We start from the raw sequence: 22,260 nt of genomic DNA on the forward strand, positions 1-22,260 counted from the left end.
GAAGCCGACGCCGACGCCACGCCAGGTCGAGGCCCGGCCCCGGACGGGCCGCCCACGTCGGGCGAGGAGTCGACGCCCGGGACGCCCAGGACCGAAGCCGCCCAGTCGGCCGACGCCCGCACCGCCGCGCCCGAGCACGGTGCTGACGGCTCGCCGGTGAACGGTCCGACGGGTGGCGGGCGCCCGGACGCCGGGCCCACCCCCGGCACGGCCCCCCTCCGGACGACGGTGGATGCCGACGCCGACGCCACGCCAGGTCGAGGCCCGGCCCCGGACGGGCCGCCCACGTCGGGCGACGGCGGACCGTCCCGACCGTCGGCCGCCCACCCCGACCGCCCGTCGAGCGAGGAGTCGACGCCCGGGACGCCCCGGACCGAAGCCGCCCAGCCGGCCGACGCCCGCACCGCCGCACCCGAGCAGACAACGGGTGCCCAGCCGACCAGGGTTGATCCGCGCATTGCCCACAGCGACCCGGCGGCGCCCGCCCCCCACCTCACCACCGCAGGCGTCGCCACCGCTCCCGCGCCCACGGGCGCCGACCACCGCAGCGCCCCGCAGCCCAACGAGCACCAGGCCACCCCCGGCGCAGCCACCGGCACCCCCGGTGCGACGCCGTACGCGGGAACGCCTGGCGGCACCCCTGGCGGCTCCCCGTCGCCGGGCATACCGGGGCAGCGCCGCACGGCCCCCGAGACCCCGGCCGGCCCGCCGACCACCGCCCCGCGTCCGACCGCCGACCGCGGCCCCGGCCTGCGTCCCGATCCGCGCGCGGCCTTCTCGACGTACCGCGCCCCCGCGCCCCCGGACGGCCACTCGCCCAGGACCGACGCGCACCGTCCGACCGCCCCGGCCCCGACGCCCGGCCCGGACACCCGGCGCCCGCCGGCGTCCGACTCCGCCGCCTCGCGGCCCGAGGCCCACCGCCCGCCCGATGCGTCGCGCCCCGAGCCCGCCCGTCCGGCCGAGCACCCGGACGGCCACAACTCCCGTCCGGAGCAGGCGAATACGGCGGACCACACCCGGCCGGGCGAGCCGACGCCGTACCGGCCCGCGTCCGCGGACCGGCCGCAGGGAAGCCCCGGCGGCCTGCTCGAACCGGACGCCCAGGACCACGAGCGGGTGCGGGACGCCGTCCCGCACCACCCCGACGGCACCCCGCAACGGCACCCCGACCCGAACGACGGCGACTGGCCGGGCGCGATCAACGGGCACGACCCGAACGCGCCGGGCCGTACCAACAACTGTGTGGACGTCGCGCTCGCCACCGTCGACACCTACTCGGGGCACCCGACCCCCGCCGCCGCCCGCACCCCCGACCACGACGCCGACGGCAACCCCTCGCCGCACGGCGAACGCGGCGGCCGGGACCGCATCGAGAACGCCCTCGGCGCGCGCTTCTCCGACCTCGGCAACGGCCCGGACGCCTACCGCCGACTCGAGGACACCCTGCGCAAGAACGGCCACGGCTCCCAGGCGGTGATCATCACCACCGACCGGGACGGCCGCTCCCACGCCTGGAACGCCGTCAACCACCAGGGCCGGATCACCTACATCGACGCGCAGACCGGCCGCCGCAGCGACCAGCCCCTGCACGACGGGTCGAACGGCGTCTTCGCCGTCCCGCTCGACCCGAACCGCCGCCCGGCCGCGCCCGCCCCCAGCCCCGAGACCGACCCCGCGCGGATCCACGAGAACGAACGCCGCGCCCCGGAACGTCCCGCCGGCGCCGACGACACGTCCACCGACCCGCCACCGGACGGCCGGTACAACGACGACGCGGAACGGCAGCGCGTCCGGGCCCAGGTGGCGAAGGCCAACACGGACCCCGACTGGTTCAAGAAGCACTACAACATCTCCGGCCACCGCAAGGCCATCGGCATGAAGGACGAGAACGGGAACGAGATCCCGCAGCTCCGGCAGAACCCCGAGTGGTCCGAGGGCAACACCGAACACGACCGTTGGATGGCCGCACAGGACGCCCCGCCGCCGGCCGCCGAGGACTACCACTACGACCGGGAGGTGCTGAGGGAAGCGGCCGTCCCCGCCGACCGCGAGCGCACCCGGAAGATCGAGGCCGCCATCGCCAAGCGCGAGAGGGACCTTGCGGCGGACCGGGTGGCGGAGGACGATCTCGCGGCGGCGAAGGCCGCGCACGAGGCGGACAAGACCGACGAGGACGCCAAGCAGGAATACGAGCGCCTCAAAGAGGCTCACAAGGGCCCGCACTACCGAATGGGCAAGTCGGGCGAGGAACTGGGCGACCAGGTGGCCGAGTTCCACGCCGTCCCGGAGAACTTCCCCGACGCGATCCGGGTCGACGACCGCAAGGACGGCAACAACCGCTTCGACCAGATATGGGAGCGCCCGGACGGCAGTTTCGTCGTGGTCGAGGCGAAGGCCCCCACCGCGAAGCTCGGCGACCGGCGTGCGGTGGACGGCCGACAGGTGATGCAGGGGCACCCGGACTACTTCACCGCCATTCTCGAGGAGATGGCGAAGCGGGGAGAAAAGAACGCTGCCGAATTGAGGTTGATGAAACGGCTCATGCGTGCACAGAAGGCCAAGAAGGTCGACTACGTCCTTGTCCAGGCGCGGGTCGACAACGACGGTCAGTATGATGGCTATCGCATGAAGCATTTCAATATTGACGGTTCTGCTCAGGAGGGGAGCCCGTAATGAGGGTGGCAGTGGTTCGGCATGAGGCCGATCAGCGGAACCTGACGGAGTGGCTGGAGACGGCCACCGAGATCCTGGACGAGGACGTGGCGGAGGAGTCGCCGACCGTGTCCGACCTCAGGGGACTGCTGACCATGGCCGACGCCCTGCTGAAGAACCGTTCGCTGGCCGACCCGACCGCGCAGCAGCTCGAGAGCTGGCAGGCCTGGGTGGTCGCCATGCAGGCGAGTTCGGCGATGTTCGCGGCGTTGCAGGCGGACGGCCCGGTGCGGTGCCGGATCGGATACCTGAACGAGCCGCCCCGGGAGATTCCCCCCACCGGGCCGTGCGGCGACATCCACGCCGGCAACTGGTTGAAGGCGTTCTGGCTGGCCGCCGCCTGCCGGGAGAAGCGCCGGATGGACCAGCTGTGCACCGTGACGACCGATCAACTGCGCGCCCACGGTGCGGTGTTCGACGAATACGTGTACGCGTGGATCTCGGCGGTGCAGGCGTACTGGCGGGGCGACGCGGACCTGATGGAGCACCTGCTGGCGGCGATCGACGGGACGGATCCGGAGGTGGCGACCGTCGCGGACCGGGACATCCTGCTGAAGCTGCTGTATCCGCCCATCGCGGCGTTCTACCGGTTGGTGCAGCGCGACGAGGAGAAGTTCGCGGAGGCGATGCAGCGGGCGCTGGAGCTGCACCGGGAGTACTTCACCGCGGACCGGGAACGGGCCGACGGCGCCGAATCGCTGGTCTCCCTGCCGCTGATGGGCATCGCCTGCCTGGCCCGGGAGGCCGGCCTGAACGTCGAGATCGAGTCGGACTACCTGCCGAAGCACATCCTGCTCGGCAGCTGGGTCGGCGAGTTCGACGCCTGACCGGTCGGCGCATGACGGCCCCTCGGGGCGGGGATTATGATCGCCGGATCCACCGAAACACCCGAGGGGAAGCAGCCATGGGCGCAGCAGACGACCGCGAGCTCGACGGTCCGGAGATCTCCGACGAGGAACTGCTCGACGTCGCCGACAACCCCGCCCAGGCCGCGGAGTTGCACCGCGCGCTGCGGACGATCGCGAAGACCGACAGCGTCGGGCCGGAGCTCCAGCAGATGGCCCGCGAGGTGCTGAGCGGGCGGATCGGCATGCGGGACGTGGTGGAGTCGGACCGCTACCTGTCGGCGATCGGCGCGCGGCTCGGCGAGATGCGGACGGCGGCGGAGAACCTGTCGCCGGAGGAGCGCGCGGAGTCCGAGAAGCGGGCGCAGAAGCTGCGCGAGCAGACCGAGGCCGAGTATGGGCCGGACGAGCCCGACGAGGAGTGGGAGCGTCCGCGCGACCGCGACTGACGGCCCGTCAGACGGTCGGCCGCAGGGCCGAGGCGACGGTCGCGTCCAGCGCGGCCAGCGCCTCGGCCGAACCGAAACGCCCCGCCTCCACCTGGTCGCCCGCGGCGAGGATCAGCGCGTAGACGCTGGTCACCAGCCAGTGCGCGGGCAGGTCGGCCCGGAAGACCCCCTCGTCCTGCCCCCGGGCGACCACCTGCTCGACGGCGGCGAGGATCTCGGCGTGCCGCGCCTCGACGGCCTCCGCGGGCAGCGCGCGCCGCGCGGCGTGCAGCATCCGCAGGTTCCGGTCGAGCAGCTGCCAGGACGAGCGCAGCAGCGCGGACAGCGCGCGGTCCGCGGGCATCCCGTCGAGCCGCTGGGCGGCGATCGCGGCGGTCACCTCGCGCAGCGCCCGGTCCATCAGCTCCCCCAACAGCGCCTCCCGGGACGGGAAGTGCGCGTACAGGGTCACCCGGCCGACCCCCGCCGCCGACGCCACCTCACCCATGCTCACCTGCGGATCCCGGGCGAAGCACCCGGCGGCCGCGGCCAGGATCGCGGCGATGTTGCGCTCGGCGTCGGCCCGGCGCGGCTGCCCGCCCCCGGCCCGCCGCGAGCGCGCGGCGGCGGCGCGCGGGTCGGAGTCCATGCCCGGAGTCTACGACCGCCCGCCCGGCCCCCGGCGGGCACCTCGGGCGGCGACCACGGCCGGAGCGCCTTCCGTCCCGCGGGTGCGCCGGTCCCGGTGCGATGCGCCGCCGGGCCGCCCGCGCCGCCGCACCGATCAGCCCGTTCCGCGACCTCGCGCACCGACTGCGCCGGTCGCGCCGGTCGCGCCGGTCGCGCCGGTCCCCGGGCTCCGGCGGTATTGAGGTGCGGACCGGGCCGACGATGCTGCACACTTCGGCACCGTGGAACTCACGACGGGTGAGCTGCAGCGCCTTCGATGCGGGCCGGGGGCCGAGGACGACCGGCCACGTCCGTTTCTCGTACGTGTCCGGTTCACCGCCGAGGACCCGGCCCGGGTCGTCTCCCGTGCGCGTGCGGTGTTGACGGGCGTGGTCGAGCAGTTGGGTGACTGGCCCGCCTTCGAGAGCTGGCCGCAGCTGTTGCCGGCGTGGTTCGTCCAGCGGTGCGCGCCCGAACGCACGGCGGAGCACGGTGGGCCTTTCGACGCCGAGGCGTGGCTGCGGCAGTGGCGGGCGATGACGCCGGAACAGCGGGCGGCCGTCGCCGACGGGCCGTGGACGCTCTCGGGATGGCTGTACTACTTCGACCCGACCGAGGAAGGGATGGGCGAGGACCGCAGTTGGTGGTGGTGGCACGGGGGAGTCGACGAGTCCGGCGGCTGGGTGCAGGTGGCCACCACCGGCCGGCCGTTCGGCAGCGGTTCGCTGTCCTGGCTGATCGAGGCCAGCGGCGGTAGGGATCTCGTCCACGGGGCCTGAGTCCCGAGCACCTCGCGCGGAGGCACGGCCGCGGGATCACGATCCACGGCTGGACACCTCTCGCCGCCGACGATCCACGAAGAGCACCCGCGCGGCCTCAGTGTCCGTGCATCCCCGCCGGGCGTTCGGCCCGTCCGGGCGGGATCAGGGCCGGGGCGAGGGCCGCCGTCAGCAGGGCGGCGGCCGCGAGCAGCAGGTGCGCGGTGCGGAAGCCGGCCGGGGTGTGGGCGGCGATGCCCGGGGCGGCGGCGGTGGAGGCGAGGGCGATGCCGATCGCGCCGCCGACCTCGTGGAAGGTGTTGACCACGCCGGAGGCGACGCCCGCCTCCCCGGGCGCGACGAATCCGAGCGCGGTGGTGGTCGCGCAGACCAGCACCGGCACCACGCCGAGCGCGGCGAGCGTCAACCCGGCGACCGTCCACGCCGGGCCGGAGGTGAACGCCAGCAGGGTGCTTCCGGCGGCCGCCGTCAGCAGGCCGCCGGCGGCGACGGTGCGGACGCCCACGCGGGCCAGCAGATGGTTCGTCAGGTGCGCGGCGAGCGCGGTGCCCGCCGCCATCGGCAGGACGAGCGCGCCGGTGGCGAGCGCGGAGAGCCGCCGGACGTCCTGCAGGTACAGCGAGCCGAGGAAGACCAGGCCGAGCAGCAGCGCGGTCGCCACCAGCATCAGCAGCGACCCGGCGGCGACCGGCCGGCGGGCCAGCACGCGGACGTCCATCAGCGGGGCGGCCGTGCGGCGCTCCACCGCCGCGAACAGCGCGTACAGCAGCAGCGCGCCCAGCACCGGCAGCAGGACGCGGGCCGAACTCCAGTCGCTGTCACCGGCGTTGACCAGTCCGAGGATCAGCGCACCGGTGGCGGAGGTGACCAGCAGCGCCCCCGGCAGGTCGATCCGGCGGCCGCCCGAAGGAGCGCCCGCCGGGAGCAGCAGGGGCAGTGCGGCGAGCACGCCCGCGCCCACCGGCAGGTTGACGAAGAACACCCAGTGCCAGCCGGGCCCGGCGGTGAGCAGCCCGCCGAGCATCGCGCCGGCCGCGAAGCCGATCCCCCCGAGCGTCGCCCACACGCCCAGCGCCCGGGTGCGTTCCGGGCCGTCGAACGCCCGGGTCAGCGCCGCCAGCGCGGCCGGTGAGACCAGGGCCGCGCCCGCGCCCTGTGCGGCCCGCCCGGCCAGCAGCACCCCGGGGCCGTCCGCCAGCCCGGCCGCCAGCGAGGCCGCGGTGAACAGCAGCAGACCGGCCGTCAGCACCCGGCGCGCCCCGAACGCGTCGGCCAGCCGCCCGCCGAGCAGCATCAGGCCGCCGAAGCAGAGCGTGTACGCGGTGACCGCCCAGGTCAGCGCCGTGCGGCCGAGGTGCAGGTCGGCGTCGATCGCGGGCAGCGCGACGTTGATCACCGTGACGTCCACGATCAGCATGAACTGGGCCAGGCAGAGCACCCCGAGCAGCAGTCGTCGGCGCGGGTGCGCGGTGGCCGGGTGGGTGGCAGGCGGGTGGTGGGTGGTGCCGTGCACGGGGGACCCCCAGTAACTCGAACAGTGGTGTACGGGTTAAGGGATACCGGAAAACCGCAAACTTGAACAGTGCTGTTCGAGTTCGGGGCCGGGTCGAGGAATGCCCGGTCGGGTCAGGGGAGTTGGGCCAGGGCCCGGGCGGCGTCCGCGAAGAACTGCTCGTCGGCGAGGTCCGCCAGGCCGAGCACCACGCCCTGGGTCAGTCCGACGAACAGGGCCCGCAGGGCGGTGACCAGGCGTCGGGCCCGGTCCTCCGTCACCGTGGCGTCGCCGTGGCGGCGGCCGGTGAGCAGGGCGACCAGCAGGGACTCCTGGGCGCGGATCGAGGCGGCCAGCCGGGCGCGCAGGTCCGCGTCGTGCGCCGCCATGTCGAGCAGGGTGATCTGCAGCGAGAGGGCGGCCGCCGCGTCGGGCGCGTCGCAGCTGCGCCGGTAGTGGCGGGCGAAGGCGTCGACCGCCGCGAGCAGGTCGAGCTCGGGTGGCAGGGCCCGTTCGATCTCCGCGTAGTGCGGGCCGAGGTGGTCGGCGACGACGGCGACCACCAGGCCGTTCTTGCTGCCGAACAGGGAGTACACCGCACCCGTGGTCACCCCGGCCAGGGCGGCGATCTCGTCCAGCTTCGCCCGGTAGCCGTCCCGGGAGATCAGCCGGAAGCCGGCGTCCAGCAGCGCCCGGCGGTTGCGTTCCTTGGCTTCGGCCCTCGTCATTCGCATAGGCTGATTATGCTCGTAATCTGGTTACGAGAAAACCTCGGAGGGGAGTCCGGATGGGCAGGAACAGGACGATCGGGATCGTGGCCGACGGCGCCTTCAAGCTGCTGCTGGCGGCGGTGTTCGGACTCGGCGCGCAACCGGTGGGGCGTCAACTCGGCGTCCATGCAGGGGTGTTGATCGCCGGCGCGGCGGCGCTGCTGGTCTGCGGCGCGGTCGAGATCCGGTACCTGCGGCGGCGCTCGGCCCGCGCGTACACCCGGCTGATGGTCGGCTACGACACCGGGTGGGTGCTGACCGCCGCCGCCGGCCTGCTGCTGGCGCGCGGCGGCAGCGGTGCGGGCGGCGAGCTGTGGATCGGCTACCAGGTGCTCGCGCCGCTGGTGTTCGCGGCGGCGCTGGCCGCGTCCCGGGGGAGTGGCGGGGCGTCAGGCGTGCTGGTCGAGGACGCCGTTGACGACGGTGTGCAGGTGGCGGCGGAACCGGTCGAGCATCGGTAGGTCGAGCGGGCCGAGGCGGCGGCCGTCCGCGTCGATGACCCCGGCCTGGCCGAAGGAGTGGGACGTCCAGACGATGGTGAACACCAGCATCTCGACGTCCACGCCCGCGCCGAGGCCGGCCCTGGCCAGCACCTCGCGGACGGCGGCGGCCACCTCGGCGACCAGCGGGCCGGCGAACTCGGTCTCGATGTCGGCCAGATCGGAGCCCTCGGCCAGCCAGCGCCGCATCCACAGCGCCGGCACCTCGGGATTGCTCAGGCAGAACGACAGGTAGGCGTCGACGAACGCCAGCAGCGCCGCCCGGGTCTCCTCGGCCGAGGGCCCGCAGGCGTGCAGCCGGCGGACGGCGGCCGTCACCACCTCGCGCTGGGCCAGGTGGGCGCGGCGCATCACCTCGCGGTACAACTCCGGCTTCGCGCCCACGTGGTAGGCGACGGTGGCGATGTTCAGTCCGACCGCGTCGCCGATCGCCCGGGTGCTGGTGGCGTCGTACCCGCGCTCCGCGAACAGGCGGGTGGCCGTCGCCACGATGCGCTCGCGGGGGCCGTCGTCGGACCGGGTGCTCATGGGGCGAGGCTACCCGAGGCGCCGGCCCGGTTTCAATCACCTGACGGAGACGGAAAAGCCAGGTCACAGACCATTGCCCATTACTCCATCATTCGATTGAATGAGCGCCCTCCACCGGGATTCCCAGGATTCCGGGGACCCACGGAGAGGAGGGCCCGGCCATGGGCTCCACCAGGGTGGCGGTGATCGGCGCCGGCGCGGCCGGGCTCGCCGCGGCCAAGGCGCTGCTCGACCACGACCTCGACGTCACCGTGCTGGAACGCGGCGACCGGGTCGGCGGCCTGTGGGCCGGCGACGACAGCGCCGGAAGCTCGCCCGCGTACGACAGCCTGCACCTGAACACCAGCAAGGGCCGCACCCAGTTCGCCGACCACCCGATGCCCGCGCACTGGCCCGACTACCCCTCCGCCGCCCGGGTGGCCGGCTACCTCGCCGACTACGCCCACCGGTTCGGCGTCACCGACCGGATCCGCTTCGGCGCCGACGTCACCGCCGTCCGCCGCACCGAGGCGCACTGGGAGGTCGAAACCGCCGCCGGCGCCGAGCAGTTCGACGCCGTCGTGGTCGCCAACGGCCACAACCGCGAGCCGAAGTGGCCCAGCCCCGACTACCCCGGCCACTTCGACGGCCGCCAACTGCACGCCCACGACCACCGCGGCGCCGACGCCTACCGGGACAAGCGGGTGCTGGTCGTCGGCATGGGCAACTCCGCGATGGACATCGCCGTGGACGCCTCGCACGTCGCCGCCGGACCGGTGCTGCTGTCCGCCCGGCACGGCAGCCACATCGTGCCCAAGTACCTGTTCGGACGCCCCTCCGACGCCACCGGCGGCGCCCTCGCCGTACTGCCCTGGCGGCTCCGGCAGACCGTCGCCCAGGCCGTGCTGCGGCTGGCCGTCGGCACCCCCGAGCGGTACGGCCTGCCCAAGCCGGCCGGCGGGCTGTTCCAGAACCACCCCACCATCAGCGACACCATCCTGCACCGCCTCACCCACGGCGAGGTCGAGGCCCGCCCCGGCATCGAACGCCTCGACGGCCGACGGGTGGTGTTCACCGACGGCACCCACGACCGCGTCGACGTGATCGTCTGGGCCACCGGCTACCACGTCACCATCCCGTTCCTGGACGAGCGCTGGACCGGCCGGGACCCGCAGGAACTGCCGCTCTACCAGCGGGTGTTCCACCTCGACGACCCCACCCTGAGCTTCGTCGGCCTGATGCAGTCCACCGGCGCCGCGCTCCCCGTGGTCGAGGCCCAGGGCAAGCTGGTCGCCGCCCACCTGGCCGGCCGCTACGCCCTGCCCGCCCCCGAGCGGCAGCGCGCCCACGTCGCACGGACGCACGCCGCCGCCGTCCGCCGCTGGGGCGACAAGCGGCCGATGATGCGGATCGACTTCGACCAGTACACCGCCGCCGTGCCGCGCGAACTGCGGGCCGGCGCCCGCCGCGCCGCCCGTACCGGCCCCACCCCGAAGGCTGCGATATGACGATCCGACTGTTCGACCGCCGTCAGGACCCGCGCGGCCGCCGCGTCCTCATCACCGGCGCCTCCGGCACCATCGGCCGCGCCCTCGGCGAACGCCTCACCCGGGCCGGCGCCCACGTCGTCGGCCTCGACCTGCGCCCCACCGGCGACGAACCCTTCACCGTGCTGCGCTGCGACATCACCGACGACGCCGACACCGCCGCCGCCGTCACCGAAGCCCTCGACACCCTCGGCGGCCTCGACATCCTGGTCAACAACGCCGGCATCGGCGGCCCCGCCCCCGCCGAACTCGCCCCCGGCGAGGAAGCCCGCCGCCAACTGGAGATCAACCTCCTCGGCACCTGGCGCACCACCGCCGCCTGCGTCGACGCCCTGGTCGCCGCCCGCGGCCGGGTCGTCATGGTCACCTCCCGGATGGCCGTCATGCAGCTCCCGCTCGCCGCCGCCTACGGCGCCTCCAAGCGCGCCATGGTCGCCTACGCCGACGCGCTGCGCCTCGAACTCGGCACCCACGTCACCGTCACCTGCGTCTACCCGTCCGCCGTCCGCAGCCCCATCCACGACTCCACCAAAGCGGCCGGACTCTCGCTGGACGGCATGAGCGTCTACGAGCCGCTCGAAGGCGTCCTGGACACCGTCGAACGCGCCGCGCTCGCCGTCCGGGCCCGCCGCGACCTGCCCACCACCCGCAAGGGCGCCGTCGAGTTCTTCCTCGCCCGGCACCTGCCCGCGCTCACCGACCGGATCGTCCGCGGCACCCTCGCCAAGCGCGCCGCCGCCGGCTCCTTCGACGACGCCCCGCTCGCCGCCGGCGTCGCCGCCCGCCACCGGAACACCCCGTGACGGGCCCCGCCCCCACCGACCGCCGGGCCGGACGCCGCACCCTGACCCTGTACGCCGCCGGCTCGGTCGGCATGGGCGTGTGGGTCACCGTGCCCGGGCTGCTGCTGCTCTACTTCCTCACCGACGTGCTCGGCGTCCCCGCCGCCCTCGCCGGACCCGCCCTGCTGCTGCCCAAGATCGTCGACATCGTGGTGCACCCGCTGCTCGGCTCCCGCTCCGACCGGCAGGCCCGCACCCACGGCCACCGCCGCCGGATGATGCGCACCGGACTGCTGCTCGGCCTCGCGATGGCCGCCATGTTCACCGTCCCGGCCCAACTCACCGGCGCACCGGCCGCGTTGTGGGTCGGCGGCTGGCTGATCGCCGGCAACCTGCTGTTCGCAGCGTTCCAGGTCCCGTACCTCACCACCCCGTCCGACCTGCTCGTCGGCTACCACGAGCGGACCCGGGTCTTCATGTTCCGGATGGCCCTGCTGACGGTCGGCCTGCTCGGCGCGGGCGTCGCCGCCCCCGCCCTCGCGGCCGGCGGCGGCCGCGGCGACTACACCCGGATGGCGCTGCTGCTGGCCGTCGCCATGACCGCCTCCGCCGCCGTCGCGCTGCTCGGCGTGCGCCGCCTCACCGACGCCTGCGGCTTCCGCCCGCCCGACCCAAGGGCCGGCCACTCCACCCTCGCCGACCTGCGGATCGCCCGCCGGGACCGCGACTTCCGCGCCCTGGTGGCGTCCTACCTGTTCACCGGCACCACCACCCACCTGTTCCTGGCCGCGTTGCCCTACGTCACCCAGTACCTGTTCCACAACGCCGAGTTGACGGCGCTGCTGATGGGCCTGTTCCTCGGCCCCGCGATGTTCGCCGGACCCGCCTGGACGGCCTGGTCCCGGCGGATCGGCAAACAGCGCGGACTGCTGATCTCCCAGGTCGTGTTCGCCGCCGGCTCGCTCGCCCTGCTGCCCGGCGCGATGCTGGCCGGCGCCGCGGGCACCGCGCTCACCGCCGCCGTCGTGATGGCCATGGGCATCGCCTTCTCCGGCCTGCAACTGTTCGCGTTCTCCATGCTGTCCGACGCCGTCAACGCCGCCGAGACCACCGGCGCCGCCAAGGCCGGCGCCTACACCGGCGTGTGGACCGCCACCGAAGCCACCGGCACCGCCGTCGGCCCCTACCTGTACTCCGCCGTGCTCGCCCTCGGCGGCTTCGTCTCCAGCACCGGCGGCCACACCGCCGCCCAGAGCGGACGCGCCCTGGACGCGCTGCTGCTCGGCTTCACCGTCCTGCCCGCCGCGCTGATGGCCGTCGCCCTGTGGTTCCAGCGCCGCTGCACCCTGGACCGCACCCCGTGACCGGGCCCGACACCCTCGCCGTCGCGGCCGTCGCCCTCGGCGCGTTCGCCCAGGCCGCCACCGGCATGGGCTTCTCGCTGATCGCCGCGCCCGCGCTGATCGCCGCCGTCGGACCGCACCGCGGCGTGCCCACCGTGCTGCTGCTCGCCGTGCTCGCCTCGCTGCTGCCGCTGTCCCGGGACTGGCGGCACACCCGCCCCCGGGACACCGGCCGGCTGCTGCTGCCCACCCTGCTCGGCACCCCCGTCGCCGCCTGGCTGCTGCACGCCGCCGACACCCGGCTGCTGGCCGCCGCCGCGGGCCTCGGCGTGCTCACCGGCGTCGCCCTGCTCGCCCGCGGGCTGCGCTCCGCGTTCCTGCGCCGCCCCGCCGGGGCCTGGATCAGCGGCCTCGCCAGCGCCGGGCTGAACGTCATCGGCGGCGTCGGCGGGCCCCCGATCGGCCTGTACGCCGCCAACGCCGGCTGGCCCCCGCGCCAGGCCAGGGCCACCCTGCACGCGTTCTTCCTGGTGCAGAACGCGGCCACCGCGCTGGTGCTCGGCGTAGTCCTGCCGTCCTGGCCCGCCGTGGCCGCGCTCGCCGTCGGCGCGGCCACCGGCATGGCGCGCTCCCCGCGCCTGTCGCCCACCGCCACCCGCACCGGCGTCCTCACCGTCTCCGCCGTCGGCGCCCTCGCCCTGATCGGCACCGCGCTGAGCTGACCTCAGCCCCGCGCGGGCAGCTGCTCGGCCACCAGGGCGGCGAACTCCTCGGGCGAGACGACGCGGACGCCGAGTTCCTCGGCCTTGGCCCGCTTCGCCCCGGCCTTCTCGCCCGCGACCAGCAGGGTGGTGCGCTTGGAGACGGAGGACGAGGACTTGCCGCCGGCGCGTTCGATCAGTTCGTTCATCTCGTTGCGGGACAGCGCGGCGAGCGGGCCGCTCATGCTGCCCGTCACCACCACCGCCTCGCCCGCCAGCGGACCGCCCTCGACGGCGGCCACGGCCACGGCCGGGGCCTGCGGCGCGGTGACGGCCGTGCCCACGCCCTGCGCCGCCAGCCGGTCCAACAGCTCGGTCAGCTCGGCGAGTTCGGTCACCAGCAGGCGCGCCTTCTCCGGGCCGATGCCGTCCACCAGCGCCAGCGTCTCCGCGTCCGCCGCGCGGATCGCCGCCATCGAACCGAAGTGCGCCGCGATCCGGCGCGACATGCTGCGACCGGTGCCCCGGATGCCCAGCGCGCAGAACACCCGGTGCAGCGGCTGCGTGCGCGCCGCCCCGATCGCCGCCAGCAGGTTGTCCGTGGACGTCCCGCCCATCCGCTCCAGCGCCAGCAGCTGCTCCCGCGTCAGCGCGAACACGTCGGCCAGATCCGCCACCAGGCCCGCCTCCACCAGCTGCACCGCGCGGGTCGAACCCAGCCCCTCGATGTCCAGCTGGTCGCGGCCCGCCGCGTAGATGATCGACGCCACCGCCTGGCAGTTGCGGCCCCGCGAGCACCGCCACCGCTGCTCGCTCGTGTCGATCGCCTCCCCGCAGCGCGGGCACGCCTCGGGGAAGACGATCGGCCGCTCCGCGCCCGTGCGCTGCTCCACCAGCGGCGCCTCGACGCGCGGGATGACGTCCCCCGCGCGGTGCACGAACACCCGGTCGCCCAGCATCAGGCCGCGCCGCCCGATGTCGGCCGGGTTGTGCAGCGTCGCGTACGTCACCGTCACGCCGTCGATCACCACCGGCTCCAGCACCGCGCGCGGCGCGATGATGCCGGTGCGGCCGACGTTCCACTCCACGTCCAGCAGCGTGGTCACCTTGTGCTCGGCGGCCAGCTTGCGGGCCACCGCCCAGCGCGGCGCGCGCGAACCGCTGCCCGCCTCGCGCTGGTCGTCCGCCTCGTCCGCCTTGATCACCACGCCGTCGATGCCGAACGGCAGGGACGCCCGCAGCGCCTCGATCCGCGCCACCCGCTCCTGCACCTGCTCGACCGTCACGCAGCGGGCCGGCGCCGCGTCCGTGCTCGCCGCCGTGTTCGCGCCCAGCTCGGCCAGCCGGGCCAGCAGCGCGCTGTGCGCCAGGCCCTCCGCGAAGCCGACCGCGCCGTACGCGAAGAACGTCAGCTCCACCCGGTACGGGCGGTCCTTGGCGCGCAGGGTGCCCGCCGCGCCGTTGCGCGGATTGGCGAACGGGGGCGCGCCGTGCGCGGTGCGGACCTCGTTGGCGCGGTCGAACTGCTCGCGGGTGAACAGCACTTCGCCGCGCAGCTCGACGTCCACCGGCTCGGCCAGGACGGCCGGCAGGCCCAGCACGTCGCCCGCCGCGTGGCTGATCTCCTCGCCCGCCAGGCCGTCGCCCCGGGTGATCAGCCGGTGCAGCCGGCCCGCCCGGTAGCGCGCCGCCACCGCCAGCCCGTCGAGCTTCGGCTCCACGCACCAGGCCGCCACCGGGCGGCCCAGCCGGCGCTCCAAGGAGGCCGCCCAGTCGGCGAGTTCGGCCGCCGAGAAGACGTTGTCCAGCGACAGCATCGGCACGCTGTGCGGCACGTCGCCCTGCACCGCGCCGCCCGCCACCTTGCCGGTCGGCGACTGCGGCAGCACCTCGTCCGGATGCGCCTGCTCGTACCCGGCTATCGCCCGCAGCAGGGCGTCGTACTCGTCGTCGCCCAGCGGGGTGGACCCGTCACCGTAGTAGGCGGCGGCGGCCTCGACGGCGGCGGCGACGGCAGCGGCGTAGTCGCCGGCGGAGAGCGGAGCGGTGTCGTTCATGCACCCATCGTCCCGTCCCGCACTGACATTCGAGCCCGGGCCGGCGACCGCCGCTTCCGCCCGGCAGGTGACGTTCCCTAAGGTGGCGGCCATGACAAACCCGGGGAACGACACCACCGACGTGCACCTCAGCCTGATCGGCGGCACCCGCCTCGAAGGCGGGACCGTCCACACCCGCACCCTGACCGTCTCGCTGGTCGGCGGGGCCGACATCGACCTCACCGACGTCGACATCCCCGACGGCGCCGAGCTGCGCATCACCAAGCTGAGCCTGGTCGGCGGCCTCCGCCTGCGGGTCCGCCCCGAGGTCCGGGTCGAGGTCACCGGTCTGCGCATCGGCGGCGTCAGCGACGACGGCCCGAGCGTCCCCGGCGGCCCGACGGTGCACGTGGCGGCGTGGGGGCTGGTGGGCGGCGTCCGGGTCAGCCGCGACTGACCTGCCGTCCGGCTGTCGCGCGCGACCGGTGTCCCGCCGGGCCGTTCGGCACCCGGGCAACCTGCCTGCCTGTCTGCGTGCCCGCCCGGCTGTCGGGCACGACCGGTCTCCCGCCCGGCCGTCCGGCACCCGGGCAACCTGCCTGCCTGTCTGCGTGCCCGCCCGGCTGTCGGGCACGACCGGTCTCCCGCCCGGCCGTCCGGCACCCGGGCAAAACCTGCCTGCCGCTCCGCCTGCCTGCCTGCCTGCGTGCCCGCCCGGTTGTCGGGTGCGACCGGTCTCCCGCCCGGCCGTCCGGCACCCGGCCAACCTGCCTGCCGCTCCGCCTGCCAGCCTGTCTGCGTGCCCGTCCGGCTGTCGGGCGCGATCGGTCTCCCGCCCGGCCGTTCGGCACCCGGCCAACCTGCCTGCGTGCCCGCCCGGCCGTCAGGCGCCCTGCCGCGACGGGCCGTTGGCGCGCAGTTCGGCCGGGCGGCCCTTCGGCCGGTGCCAGGCCAGGTCGAGGCCGGCCGCGCGCAGGGCGACGCCCAGCGCGTGGCGCATGGCGTTCTGGACCGCGGTGCGGGCGTCCGGCGTCGCGCCGTCGTGGGGGGCCAGCCGCGGGGACGGGTTCCAGTCGAGCGCGGCCGGGCCCGCCGGGTCGCACGCGGCCAGGGTGATGCCCGCCCCGCCCGGGCGGCCGGCCAGCGGCAGGCCCGCGAGGGCCGCGCTGCGGCGGACGGCCGTCACCACGTCCGCCCGCAGGCCCGGGTCCACCGGCGGCCTGGACGTCAACTCCGCCGGCTCCAGCACGAGTTGTGCGGTCGCGCGGCGGACGGTGGTGCGCTCCGGCCGCTCCTCGCGGGCCGCGTCGAGGCCGAGCGCCGGCAGCAGCTCGGCGAGCGCGTTCTCCACGGCGTCCGCGACCAGCCGGCGGGTGGTCGCCGACGCCGTGCGCCCGTCGCCCGCCGTCGCCGCGTCCTCCAGCCGGGCCGAGGCCAGCCAGCGCAGCACGATCGCCCCGCCGTCCGGCGCCAGGTGGACGCCCGGGCCGTGGCCGCCGTGCGCGATGGGCAGGCCGGCCAGCAGCAGGGCCTCCGTCACCCGGTCCGCCAGCTCCGACGTCGTCAACTCCCCGCCCACAGCGGCGACCGTCTCCACCTCGACCCCTCCTCCGCGGGTGCGGACCGCCCGCGCCGCCCGCGGAGAGAGGGTATCCATGGACATGCAAAATCCAACAGTGTCCGGGACGGTCGGCGCGGGTCAGCGCGGTGGCTCGGGGAGCGGCCCGCAGAGCAGGTTGCCCGGGTCGGCCGGGTTGTCGCTGATCCAGAACTGCGCCCACAGCAGGGCGAATTCGGACCGGCCGAGGTGCCCGTCGCCGTCCCGGTCGAGCTGCTCGAAGACCTCGCCGATCTCCACCGGGCACCCGTGCCAGGTGTCGACCAGGCGGCTGTGCTCGGCCCGGGAGATCAGGCCGTCGCCGTTCTCGTCGACCGCGTCGAAGACCGCGTCCGAGGTGGCGTTGACGTAGTCGAGCATCGCGGGCAGCCGGTCCACCATGGCCAGGACCTCCTCCAGGTCCACCCTGCCGTCGCCGTCGCGGTCGGCCGCCGCCGACAGGTGGTCCCACCAGCCGAGCGTCACCTCGCCGATCCGGGCGGCCAGTTCGGGATCGCCGGCCACCCTGGGCAGGCGGTGCCAGCGGTCGGCGAGATGCCGGAAATCCTCCTGGTCGAGACAGCCGTTCCGGTCGGTGTCGAAGGCGTCGAACATGCCGGAGAGCTTGCTGCGCTGGAACTCGCTGGCCAAGGGAGAACGTCCTCTCTGAGGGGGTGCACTGCCGTGATCCTTTTCCCAACGGCCGGATCCTGCACCGGCGCACCGCGGCGCGGCCTCCGTCCCGCCCCGCTCCGGGGGCGTGTGGAAGCCGCCGCGCGCGGGCACTCCTCCGGTGCGGGCCCCGGAGGAGGGGCGGCCCGGATCAATGCCGCCGTCATTGCCTGTTGATCGCAGGTTTAGCGCCGTGTCGCACAGTGGAGACACGGCCGACGGAGAGACCGACGGCCACTCCGGGGGGAGAAACCATGGGAACCTTGACCCGCATCGCCGGCACCGTCACCGCTGCCGCCGCGCTCGCGATCACGCTGACCGGCACCGCGTCCGCCGCCACCGGCGAGACTTCCGCCAAGACCACCGCCGCCGCGCCGGCCGCCCTCACTGCCGCCCGCAGCACGGTCGTCAAGCTGAACAACTGGACCGGCTGTACCCTCACCCGCGAGAACTGGTCGCTCTCGCACGGCATCTGGACCAGCGTGCCGCCGGTGCGCATCTACGACCAGCAGCAGGGCCGCTGGGCCTCCGAGTCGAACGGCTTCGCCACCGGCACCGAGGGCATCGCCCGGTACTTCGCCGAGAACTGCGCCAACCCGGTGCTGAACGGCCGGATCATCCAGGTGCACTGGAACAACCCGTACGTGGGCTCCAACAGCTACGACTCCAACGGCACCGACCTGATGTTCTACGTCCCGCAGCCGGCCGGCGGCAGCGGCAACAACGCCACCGCCGAGTTCTCCGCCTGGGGCCGCTGACCGCGGCGGGCGCTCCAAAGGGTTCCGAAGCGTTCCGAAGCGTTCCGAAGCGCTCCAGGCCGCTCCCGGGAGCGCCCGCAAGGGAACGGCAAGGGTGCGACTGATGCGAAACAGGGTGTGGGTGGTGCTCGGGTGCGCAAGTATGGCAGGTCCCTGATCAACGCCGATCACTGACCAACTCCGTTGGGGAGGCCGCCAGATGAAGCGCAAGTCCTGGGCACTGCTCACCGCCCTGTCCACCCTGCCGCTCGCCCTGTCCACCACCGCGGTGGCCGCCGAACCGGCCGCCGCCGCGACCACCGCCGGCACCGGGTGCGTCTACACGCCCGCGGTGCCGGCGGACAACTTCAAGGGCATACCGGTCTTCGACGCCAAGAAGGCGGCCAAGCCGTACAGCGCCACCCTGCGCACCACTCAGGGCGCGATCACCTTCCAGGCGCTCACCGACAAGGCCCCCTGCACCACCTACTCGTTCCGCTTCCTCGCCGAACGCGGCTACTACGACCGCAGCCACTGCCACCGCCTGACCACCCAGCGGCTCTACGTCCTGCAGTGCGGCGACCCCACCGGCACCGGCAGCGGCGGCCCCGGCTACTCCTTCCCCGACGAGAACCTCGAAGGGGCGACCTACCCCGCCGGCACCGTCGCCATGGCCAACGCCGGCCCGAACACCAACGGCAGCCAGTTCTTCATCGTGTGGAAGGACACCAAGCTGCTGCCGAACTACACCCCGTTCGGCCGGATCACCGGCGGCATGGACGTCCTGCAGAAGATCGCCGCCGGCGGCGAGGACGACCAGAACGCGCCCGGCGACGGCTACCCGACCCTGCCGGTCGACTTCCGCAAGGTCACCGTCTCCAACCGCTGACGCCGCGCACGCGACGGCCCCGCCGCCCGGAATCCTTCCGGTACGGCGGGGCCGCGCTGCTGCCGGGCCCGGCCCGGGGAACCGACTACTTCGTCTCGTTCAGCGAGGTCGCCACCACACAGGCCAGGTGCGCGAGCGGAGCGGGCATGAACTCGCTCAGCAGGTCGGTACACGCCTGGACGTCACCGCCCGAGGCCAGCGCACAGGCCTGGTTCGCGAGTTCCGCCGGAACACCCAGCTGGGTGGCCTGGCTCACGCAGTCCTGGACCGAGGCGTGCGCCGCCGGCGCGGCCGCCAGCAGACCGGCCACCGGCAGCAGCGCGGTCGCGCCGGCGAGGGCCAGGGGAGTCAGGAATCGTCGCACGGGTCTTTCCTTCCGTTCGAGGCGCCGCCCCCGGTGGGCGACGCCGCCGCGCCCATTGAGCCGCCCCGCCCCCGCCCGCGCCGGACGCCGCGACAGCCGACTCCTCCGGACAGCGGGCACCGATAGCACCGATGGCCGCCGACGCCCTCGGCGCTGCGCCCGCGCGGATCTTCCCGAACGCAGGCATGCCCGCGCCCGAACGGGGCAGCCGACAGCCGTACGACCGAACGCCGTACACCGAACTCCGTACCACGAGGAGGCAGTTGTGAGCAGCGGACTGTGGGACTACAGCAACGCCGAGGGCTGGACGCCGGGCACCGACCTCACCGGCTACCGGGTCGAGGCCACCGACGGCCACATCGGCAAGGTGGACCGGCACACCGCCGAGGTCGACACCGCGCACCTCGTCGTCGACACCGGCCCGTGGATCTTCGGCCACGAGGTGCTGCTCCCCGCCGGCACCGTCCGACGCGTCGACACCGCCGAACGCACCGTCTGGGTCGACCGCAGCAAGGACGAGGTGAAGAACGCGCCCGCCTACCACCGCGAGCGCCACACCGACGACCCCGACTACCACCGCGCGATCGGCGGCTACTACGGCGGAATGGTCTGACCCCCACCCGCCCCCGCACCCCCCGGCCCGCCGCCCGAGCGGGCCGGGGGGTGCGGTTTTCCGAACCGTCGGAACGGGTGCTGGCACGGGCGAAACCGCACCCGCCCGCGCCGCACGATGAAGGCATGAACAGCGTCACCACCACCGACACCGAGATCGCCGCGCGGGCGGACGACCTGTACCGCGGCTACCGGCGGGCCGGCCGCGACACCCCCGTCCTGCGCGGCGTGACCGTGGCGTTCCCGCGCGGAACGTTCACCGCCGTGATGGGCCCCTCCGGCTCCGGCAAGACCACCCTGCTGCACTGCCTGGCCGGCCTGGACCGCCCCGACCGGGGCCGCATCCACTGGGGCGCCACCGCCGTCCACGACCTGCCCGAACGGCGGCTCGCCGAGCTGCGCCGCGAACAGATCGGCTTCGTCTTCCAGGCGTTCAACCTGATGCCCGGCATGACGGCCGCCCAGAACGTCGAACTCCCCGCCCGGATGGCCGGCCGCCGCCCCGCCCGCGCCGCCGTCCACGACGCGCTCGCCCGCGTCGGCCTGGCCGGCTGCGAACGCCGACGCCCCGCCCAACTCTCCGGCGGCCAACAACAACGCGTTGCCATCGCCCGCGCCCTGCTCGCCCGCCCCCGCGTCCTGTTCGCCGACGAACCCACCGGCGCCCTCGACCGCACCACCGGCGCCCAGATCCTCGACCTGCTCCGCAGCACCGTCGACCACCACGGCACCACCTGCGTCATGGTCACCCACGACCCCGCGGCCGCCGCCCACGCCGACCGCGTCCTCCTCCTCACCGACGGCCTCCTCACCGCCGACCTCCACCGCCCGACAGCCCACCGGATCGCCGACGCCCTCGCGGAGACGCGATGAGTACGCTGCTTGCCTGGGGCCAACTGCGGCGCAGGCCGGCCGGGTTCGCCGGTCTCGCCGCCGCGCTGCTGCTCGCCGTCGCCACCGTCACCGCGCTCGGCGCGCTGCTCGGGGCCGAACGGGGCGTGCCCGCCGCCGAGCGGGCAGCGGTGCGCGGGCCCGGAATCGGGCTGATCGCCGGGGCGTTCGGCGAGATCACCGTGCTGGTGGCGTTCTTCGTCGCCCTGAACACCCTCGGCTTCGCCCTCCGCCACCAGTACCGCGACCTCGCGCTGCTGCGCACGATCGCCGCCACGCCCCGCCAGATCCGCCAACTCCTGCGCCGCCAGGCCGCGTTGACGGTCGCACTGGTCGCCGCACCCGGCGTCCTGCTCGGCGCCGCCGCGGCCCGCGCCTTCCTCCGCGCGCTCCAGCACCGCGCGATGGCCGCCCCGCACGCCCGGATCGGCGACCTGCCGCCCGCCGCCGCCCTCGCCGTCGCCGTGACCCTGCTGGTGGCCACCGCCGCCGCGACCCTGACGGCCCGCCGGGTCACCGCACCCACCCCCGCCGCCGCGCTCGCCGACAGCACCGGGCCCGATCGCCGCCCCGGCGCCGTCCGCCTGCTCGCCGCGGCCGCCGCCCTCACCGGCGGCGCCCTGCTGGTGCGCCTCGCCGCGACCCGGCCGCCCGCCGAGGTCGACAAGGCCGCGCAGGCGACGCTCCTCGGCGCGCTCGTCCTGCTGGTGGCCGTCGCCCTTGCCGGGCCGCTGCTCGCCCCGCTCGCCACCGTCCCGCTCGGCCGCGCCCTGCGCACCCTGCTGCCCGCCGCCGGCTGGCAGGCCGACGCCAACCTGCGCGGCTACGCCCGCCGCCTCGCCTCCGCCGTCGTCCCGATCGCCCTGCTGACCGGCCTGTCCGCCACCATGGCCACCCTCACCGCCACCGCCCTCCACGCCACCGCCGGACCGCCCGAAGGCGCCACCTCCGCCACCGACACCTGGCTGCGGCAGACCGAACTCGGCCTGCTCACCGCGTTCGGCGCGATCGCCACCGTCACCACCCTCGCCGCGCTCACCGGCGAACGCCGCCGCGAGTTCGCCCTGCTGCGGCTGCTCGGCGCGACCCGCGCCGACGTGCTGCGCGTCCTCACCCTGGAGGCCGCCCTCACCGCCGCCCTCGGCCTGCTCCTCGGCGGCGCCGTCACTGCCGCCACCACCGTCGCGTTCAGCGTCGCCGCCACCGGCCACCCGGTGCCGACCGTCCCCGCCGCCACCTGCGCCGGCATCGCCGCCGCAGCCGTCCTGCTCACCGTCCCCACGGTGCTCGCCGCCGCGACCGCCGCGATGCGCCGGCCCCCGACCGAAACGGCGGGCGGCACACACCACTGAGCTGCGGGAACATGATCACCGTCGGGCGACAC

At 74.9% G+C, this 22,260-nt stretch carries 23 protein-coding genes; 15 read left to right on the forward strand and 8 right to left on the reverse strand.

All coding sequences use genetic code 11. From position 1 onward, the window contains the following. From ACWEMJ_RS27160 to ACWEMJ_RS27170, 3 genes are all read left to right on the forward strand, one after another. Positions 1–2,676: toxin glutamine deamidase domain-containing protein (locus ACWEMJ_RS27160; RefSeq protein WP_452139758.1), on the forward strand; the 2,676-nt coding region annotated here is incomplete at its 5' end. Positions 2,677–2,687: 11 nt separating this feature from the next. Next, positions 2,688–3,542 (forward strand): immunity 49 family protein, encoded by an 855-nt coding sequence (locus tag ACWEMJ_RS27165; protein WP_452139759.1) that lies wholly within the window; start codon positions 2,688–2,690, stop codon positions 3,540–3,542. A 77-nt stretch (positions 3,543–3,619) separates the two neighbouring features. Then, on the forward strand, positions 3,620–4,009 hold the full coding sequence (locus tag ACWEMJ_RS27170; protein WP_452139760.1) for a hypothetical protein: 390 nt from the start codon (positions 3,620–3,622) through the stop codon (positions 4,007–4,009). A 7-nt stretch (positions 4,010–4,016) separates the two neighbouring features. On the opposite strand, the gene ACWEMJ_RS27175 is transcribed toward ACWEMJ_RS27170, so the two are convergent. Then, on the reverse strand, positions 4,017–4,637 hold the full coding sequence (locus tag ACWEMJ_RS27175) for a TetR/AcrR family transcriptional regulator (protein WP_452139761.1): 621 nt from the start codon (positions 4,635–4,637) through the stop codon (positions 4,017–4,019). Between the two features lie 262 nt (positions 4,638–4,899). Here ACWEMJ_RS27175 and ACWEMJ_RS27180 point away from each other — a divergent pair, with 262 nt between their 5' ends. Beyond that, positions 4,900–5,436, forward strand: coding sequence for a hypothetical protein (locus ACWEMJ_RS27180; protein ID WP_452139762.1), 537 nt, complete (start codon positions 4,900–4,902; stop codon positions 5,434–5,436). 97 nt (positions 5,437–5,533) lie between these two features. On the opposite strand, the gene ACWEMJ_RS27185 is transcribed toward ACWEMJ_RS27180, so the two are convergent. Further along, positions 5,534–6,949: an MFS transporter gene (locus ACWEMJ_RS27185; RefSeq protein WP_452139763.1), complete on the reverse strand. Its 1,416-nt coding sequence runs from the start codon at positions 6,947–6,949 to the stop codon at positions 5,534–5,536. A gap of 113 nt (positions 6,950–7,062) precedes the next feature. Continuing rightward, positions 7,063–7,656 (reverse strand): TetR/AcrR family transcriptional regulator, encoded by a 594-nt coding sequence (locus tag ACWEMJ_RS27190; RefSeq protein ID WP_452139764.1) that lies wholly within the window; start codon positions 7,654–7,656, stop codon positions 7,063–7,065. A 59-nt stretch (positions 7,657–7,715) separates the two neighbouring features. Here ACWEMJ_RS27190 and ACWEMJ_RS27195 point away from each other — a divergent pair, with 59 nt between their 5' ends. After that, positions 7,716–8,159: a hypothetical protein gene (locus ACWEMJ_RS27195; RefSeq protein ID WP_452139765.1), complete on the forward strand. Its 444-nt coding sequence runs from the start codon at positions 7,716–7,718 to the stop codon at positions 8,157–8,159. Here the strand turns inward: ACWEMJ_RS27195 and ACWEMJ_RS27200 are convergent. After that, positions 8,088–8,726 (reverse strand): TetR/AcrR family transcriptional regulator, encoded by a 639-nt coding sequence (locus ACWEMJ_RS27200; protein WP_452139766.1) that lies wholly within the window; start codon positions 8,724–8,726, stop codon positions 8,088–8,090. The two genes, ACWEMJ_RS27195 and ACWEMJ_RS27200, sit on opposite strands and share 72 nt — an antisense overlap. 161 nt (positions 8,727–8,887) lie before the next feature. Here ACWEMJ_RS27200 and ACWEMJ_RS27205 point away from each other — a divergent pair, with 161 nt between their 5' ends. Genes ACWEMJ_RS27205 through ACWEMJ_RS27220 form a run of 4 tightly spaced genes read left to right on the forward strand, consistent with a single transcriptional unit; the run spans position 8,888 to position 13,099 of the window. Beyond that, positions 8,888–10,213, forward strand: a complete 1,326-nt coding sequence (locus tag ACWEMJ_RS27205) for a flavin-containing monooxygenase (protein WP_452139767.1) — start codon at positions 8,888–8,890, stop codon at positions 10,211–10,213. Beyond that, a complete protein-coding gene (locus ACWEMJ_RS27210) occupies positions 10,210–11,055 on the forward strand; it encodes an SDR family NAD(P)-dependent oxidoreductase (RefSeq protein WP_452139768.1) in 846 nt (281 codons plus the stop codon). Before ACWEMJ_RS27205 ends, ACWEMJ_RS27210 begins: the two co-directional genes overlap by 4 nt. Continuing rightward, positions 11,052–12,398 (forward strand): MFS transporter, encoded by a 1,347-nt coding sequence (locus ACWEMJ_RS27215; protein WP_452139769.1) that lies wholly within the window; start codon positions 11,052–11,054, stop codon positions 12,396–12,398. Before ACWEMJ_RS27210 ends, ACWEMJ_RS27215 begins: the two co-directional genes overlap by 4 nt. Further along, on the forward strand, positions 12,395–13,099 hold the full coding sequence (locus ACWEMJ_RS27220; RefSeq protein ID WP_452139770.1) for a TSUP family transporter: 705 nt from the start codon (positions 12,395–12,397) through the stop codon (positions 13,097–13,099). Before ACWEMJ_RS27215 ends, ACWEMJ_RS27220 begins: the two co-directional genes overlap by 4 nt. Before the next feature lie 2 nt (positions 13,100–13,101). Here the strand turns inward: ACWEMJ_RS27220 and ligA are convergent, their stop codons facing one another. Then, positions 13,102–15,135, reverse strand: a complete 2,034-nt coding sequence (gene ligA, locus ACWEMJ_RS27225; protein ID WP_452139771.1) for an NAD-dependent DNA ligase LigA — start codon at positions 15,133–15,135, stop codon at positions 13,102–13,104. A gap of 91 nt (positions 15,136–15,226) precedes the next feature. On the opposite strand from ligA, the gene ACWEMJ_RS27230 reads away from it, so the two are divergent. Next, positions 15,227–15,571, forward strand: a complete 345-nt coding sequence (locus tag ACWEMJ_RS27230) for a hypothetical protein (RefSeq protein WP_452139772.1) — start codon at positions 15,227–15,229, stop codon at positions 15,569–15,571. A gap of 426 nt (positions 15,572–15,997) precedes the next feature. On the opposite strand, the gene ACWEMJ_RS27235 is transcribed toward ACWEMJ_RS27230, so the two are convergent. Together ACWEMJ_RS27235 and ACWEMJ_RS27240 are read right to left on the reverse strand one after the other, a co-directional pair. Next, positions 15,998–16,711, reverse strand: coding sequence for a hypothetical protein (locus ACWEMJ_RS27235; RefSeq protein ID WP_452139773.1), 714 nt, complete (start codon positions 16,709–16,711; stop codon positions 15,998–16,000). Positions 16,712–16,813: 102 nt separating this feature from the next. After that, entirely contained in the window at positions 16,814–17,362 is a 549-nt protein-coding gene (locus ACWEMJ_RS27240; protein WP_452139774.1) for an EF-hand domain-containing protein, read from the reverse strand. A 275-nt stretch (positions 17,363–17,637) separates the two neighbouring features. On the opposite strand from ACWEMJ_RS27240, the gene ACWEMJ_RS27245 reads away from it, so the two are divergent. Both ACWEMJ_RS27245 and ACWEMJ_RS27250 read left to right on the forward strand, forming a co-directional pair. Then, positions 17,638–18,141, forward strand: a complete 504-nt coding sequence (locus tag ACWEMJ_RS27245) for a hypothetical protein (protein WP_452139775.1) — start codon at positions 17,638–17,640, stop codon at positions 18,139–18,141. A 199-nt stretch (positions 18,142–18,340) separates the two neighbouring features. After that, complete coding sequence (locus ACWEMJ_RS27250; protein ID WP_452139776.1) at positions 18,341–19,009, forward strand: peptidylprolyl isomerase; 669 nt, start codon at positions 18,341–18,343, stop codon at positions 19,007–19,009. Between the two features lie 85 nt (positions 19,010–19,094). Here ACWEMJ_RS27250 and ACWEMJ_RS27255 read toward each other — a convergent pair whose 3' ends face one another. Further along, positions 19,095–19,373, reverse strand: coding sequence for a hypothetical protein (locus ACWEMJ_RS27255; RefSeq protein ID WP_452139777.1), 279 nt, complete (start codon positions 19,371–19,373; stop codon positions 19,095–19,097). A 265-nt stretch (positions 19,374–19,638) separates the two neighbouring features. On the opposite strand from ACWEMJ_RS27255, the gene ACWEMJ_RS27260 reads away from it, so the two are divergent. The 3 genes from ACWEMJ_RS27260 to ACWEMJ_RS27270 all read left to right on the forward strand — a co-directional run bounded on the left by ACWEMJ_RS27260 (position 19,639) and on the right by ACWEMJ_RS27270 (position 22,228). Then, positions 19,639–19,986 carry a PRC-barrel domain containing protein gene (locus tag ACWEMJ_RS27260; protein WP_452139778.1) on the forward strand — a complete coding sequence of 116 codons (348 nt, stop codon included), beginning with the start codon at positions 19,639–19,641 and terminating at the stop codon, positions 19,984–19,986. 125 nt (positions 19,987–20,111) lie between these two features. Beyond that, a complete protein-coding gene (locus ACWEMJ_RS27265; protein WP_452139779.1) occupies positions 20,112–20,858 on the forward strand; it encodes an ABC transporter ATP-binding protein in 747 nt (248 codons plus the stop codon). After that, positions 20,855–22,228, forward strand: coding sequence for an FtsX-like permease family protein (locus ACWEMJ_RS27270; protein ID WP_452139780.1), 1,374 nt, complete (start codon positions 20,855–20,857; stop codon positions 22,226–22,228). Before ACWEMJ_RS27265 ends, ACWEMJ_RS27270 begins: the two co-directional genes overlap by 4 nt. Positions 22,229–22,260 lie beyond the last annotated feature (32 nt).

Source organism: Kitasatospora sp. NPDC004531, from assembly GCF_053602195.1.

Coding starts and splice junctions, on each gene's coding strand:
- ACWEMJ_RS27245 (WP_452139775.1), top strand. CDS start 17,638: ATGGGAACCTTGACCCGCATCGCCGGCACCGTCACCGCTGCCGCCGCG.
- ACWEMJ_RS27190 (WP_452139764.1), bottom strand. CDS start 7,656: ATGACGAGGGCCGAAGCCAAGGAACGCAACCGCCGGGCGCTGCTGGAC.
- ACWEMJ_RS27210 (WP_452139768.1), top strand. CDS start 10,210: ATGACGATCCGACTGTTCGACCGCCGTCAGGACCCGCGCGGCCGCCGC.
- ACWEMJ_RS27200 (WP_452139766.1), bottom strand. CDS start 8,726: ATGAGCACCCGGTCCGACGACGGCCCCCGCGAGCGCATCGTGGCGACG.
- ACWEMJ_RS27175 (WP_452139761.1), bottom strand. CDS start 4,637: ATGGACTCCGACCCGCGCGCCGCCGCCGCGCGCTCGCGGCGGGCCGGG.
- ligA (WP_452139771.1), bottom strand. CDS start 15,135: ATGAACGACACCGCTCCGCTCTCCGCCGGCGACTACGCCGCTGCCGTC.
- ACWEMJ_RS27195 (WP_452139765.1), top strand. CDS start 7,716: ATGGGCAGGAACAGGACGATCGGGATCGTGGCCGACGGCGCCTTCAAG.
- ACWEMJ_RS27170 (WP_452139760.1), top strand. CDS start 3,620: ATGGGCGCAGCAGACGACCGCGAGCTCGACGGTCCGGAGATCTCCGAC.
- ACWEMJ_RS27250 (WP_452139776.1), top strand. CDS start 18,341: ATGAAGCGCAAGTCCTGGGCACTGCTCACCGCCCTGTCCACCCTGCCG.
- ACWEMJ_RS27230 (WP_452139772.1), top strand. CDS start 15,227: ATGACAAACCCGGGGAACGACACCACCGACGTGCACCTCAGCCTGATC.
- ACWEMJ_RS27270 (WP_452139780.1), top strand. CDS start 20,855: ATGAGTACGCTGCTTGCCTGGGGCCAACTGCGGCGCAGGCCGGCCGGG.
- ACWEMJ_RS27205 (WP_452139767.1), top strand. CDS start 8,888: ATGGGCTCCACCAGGGTGGCGGTGATCGGCGCCGGCGCGGCCGGGCTC.
- ACWEMJ_RS27265 (WP_452139779.1), top strand. CDS start 20,112: ATGAACAGCGTCACCACCACCGACACCGAGATCGCCGCGCGGGCGGAC.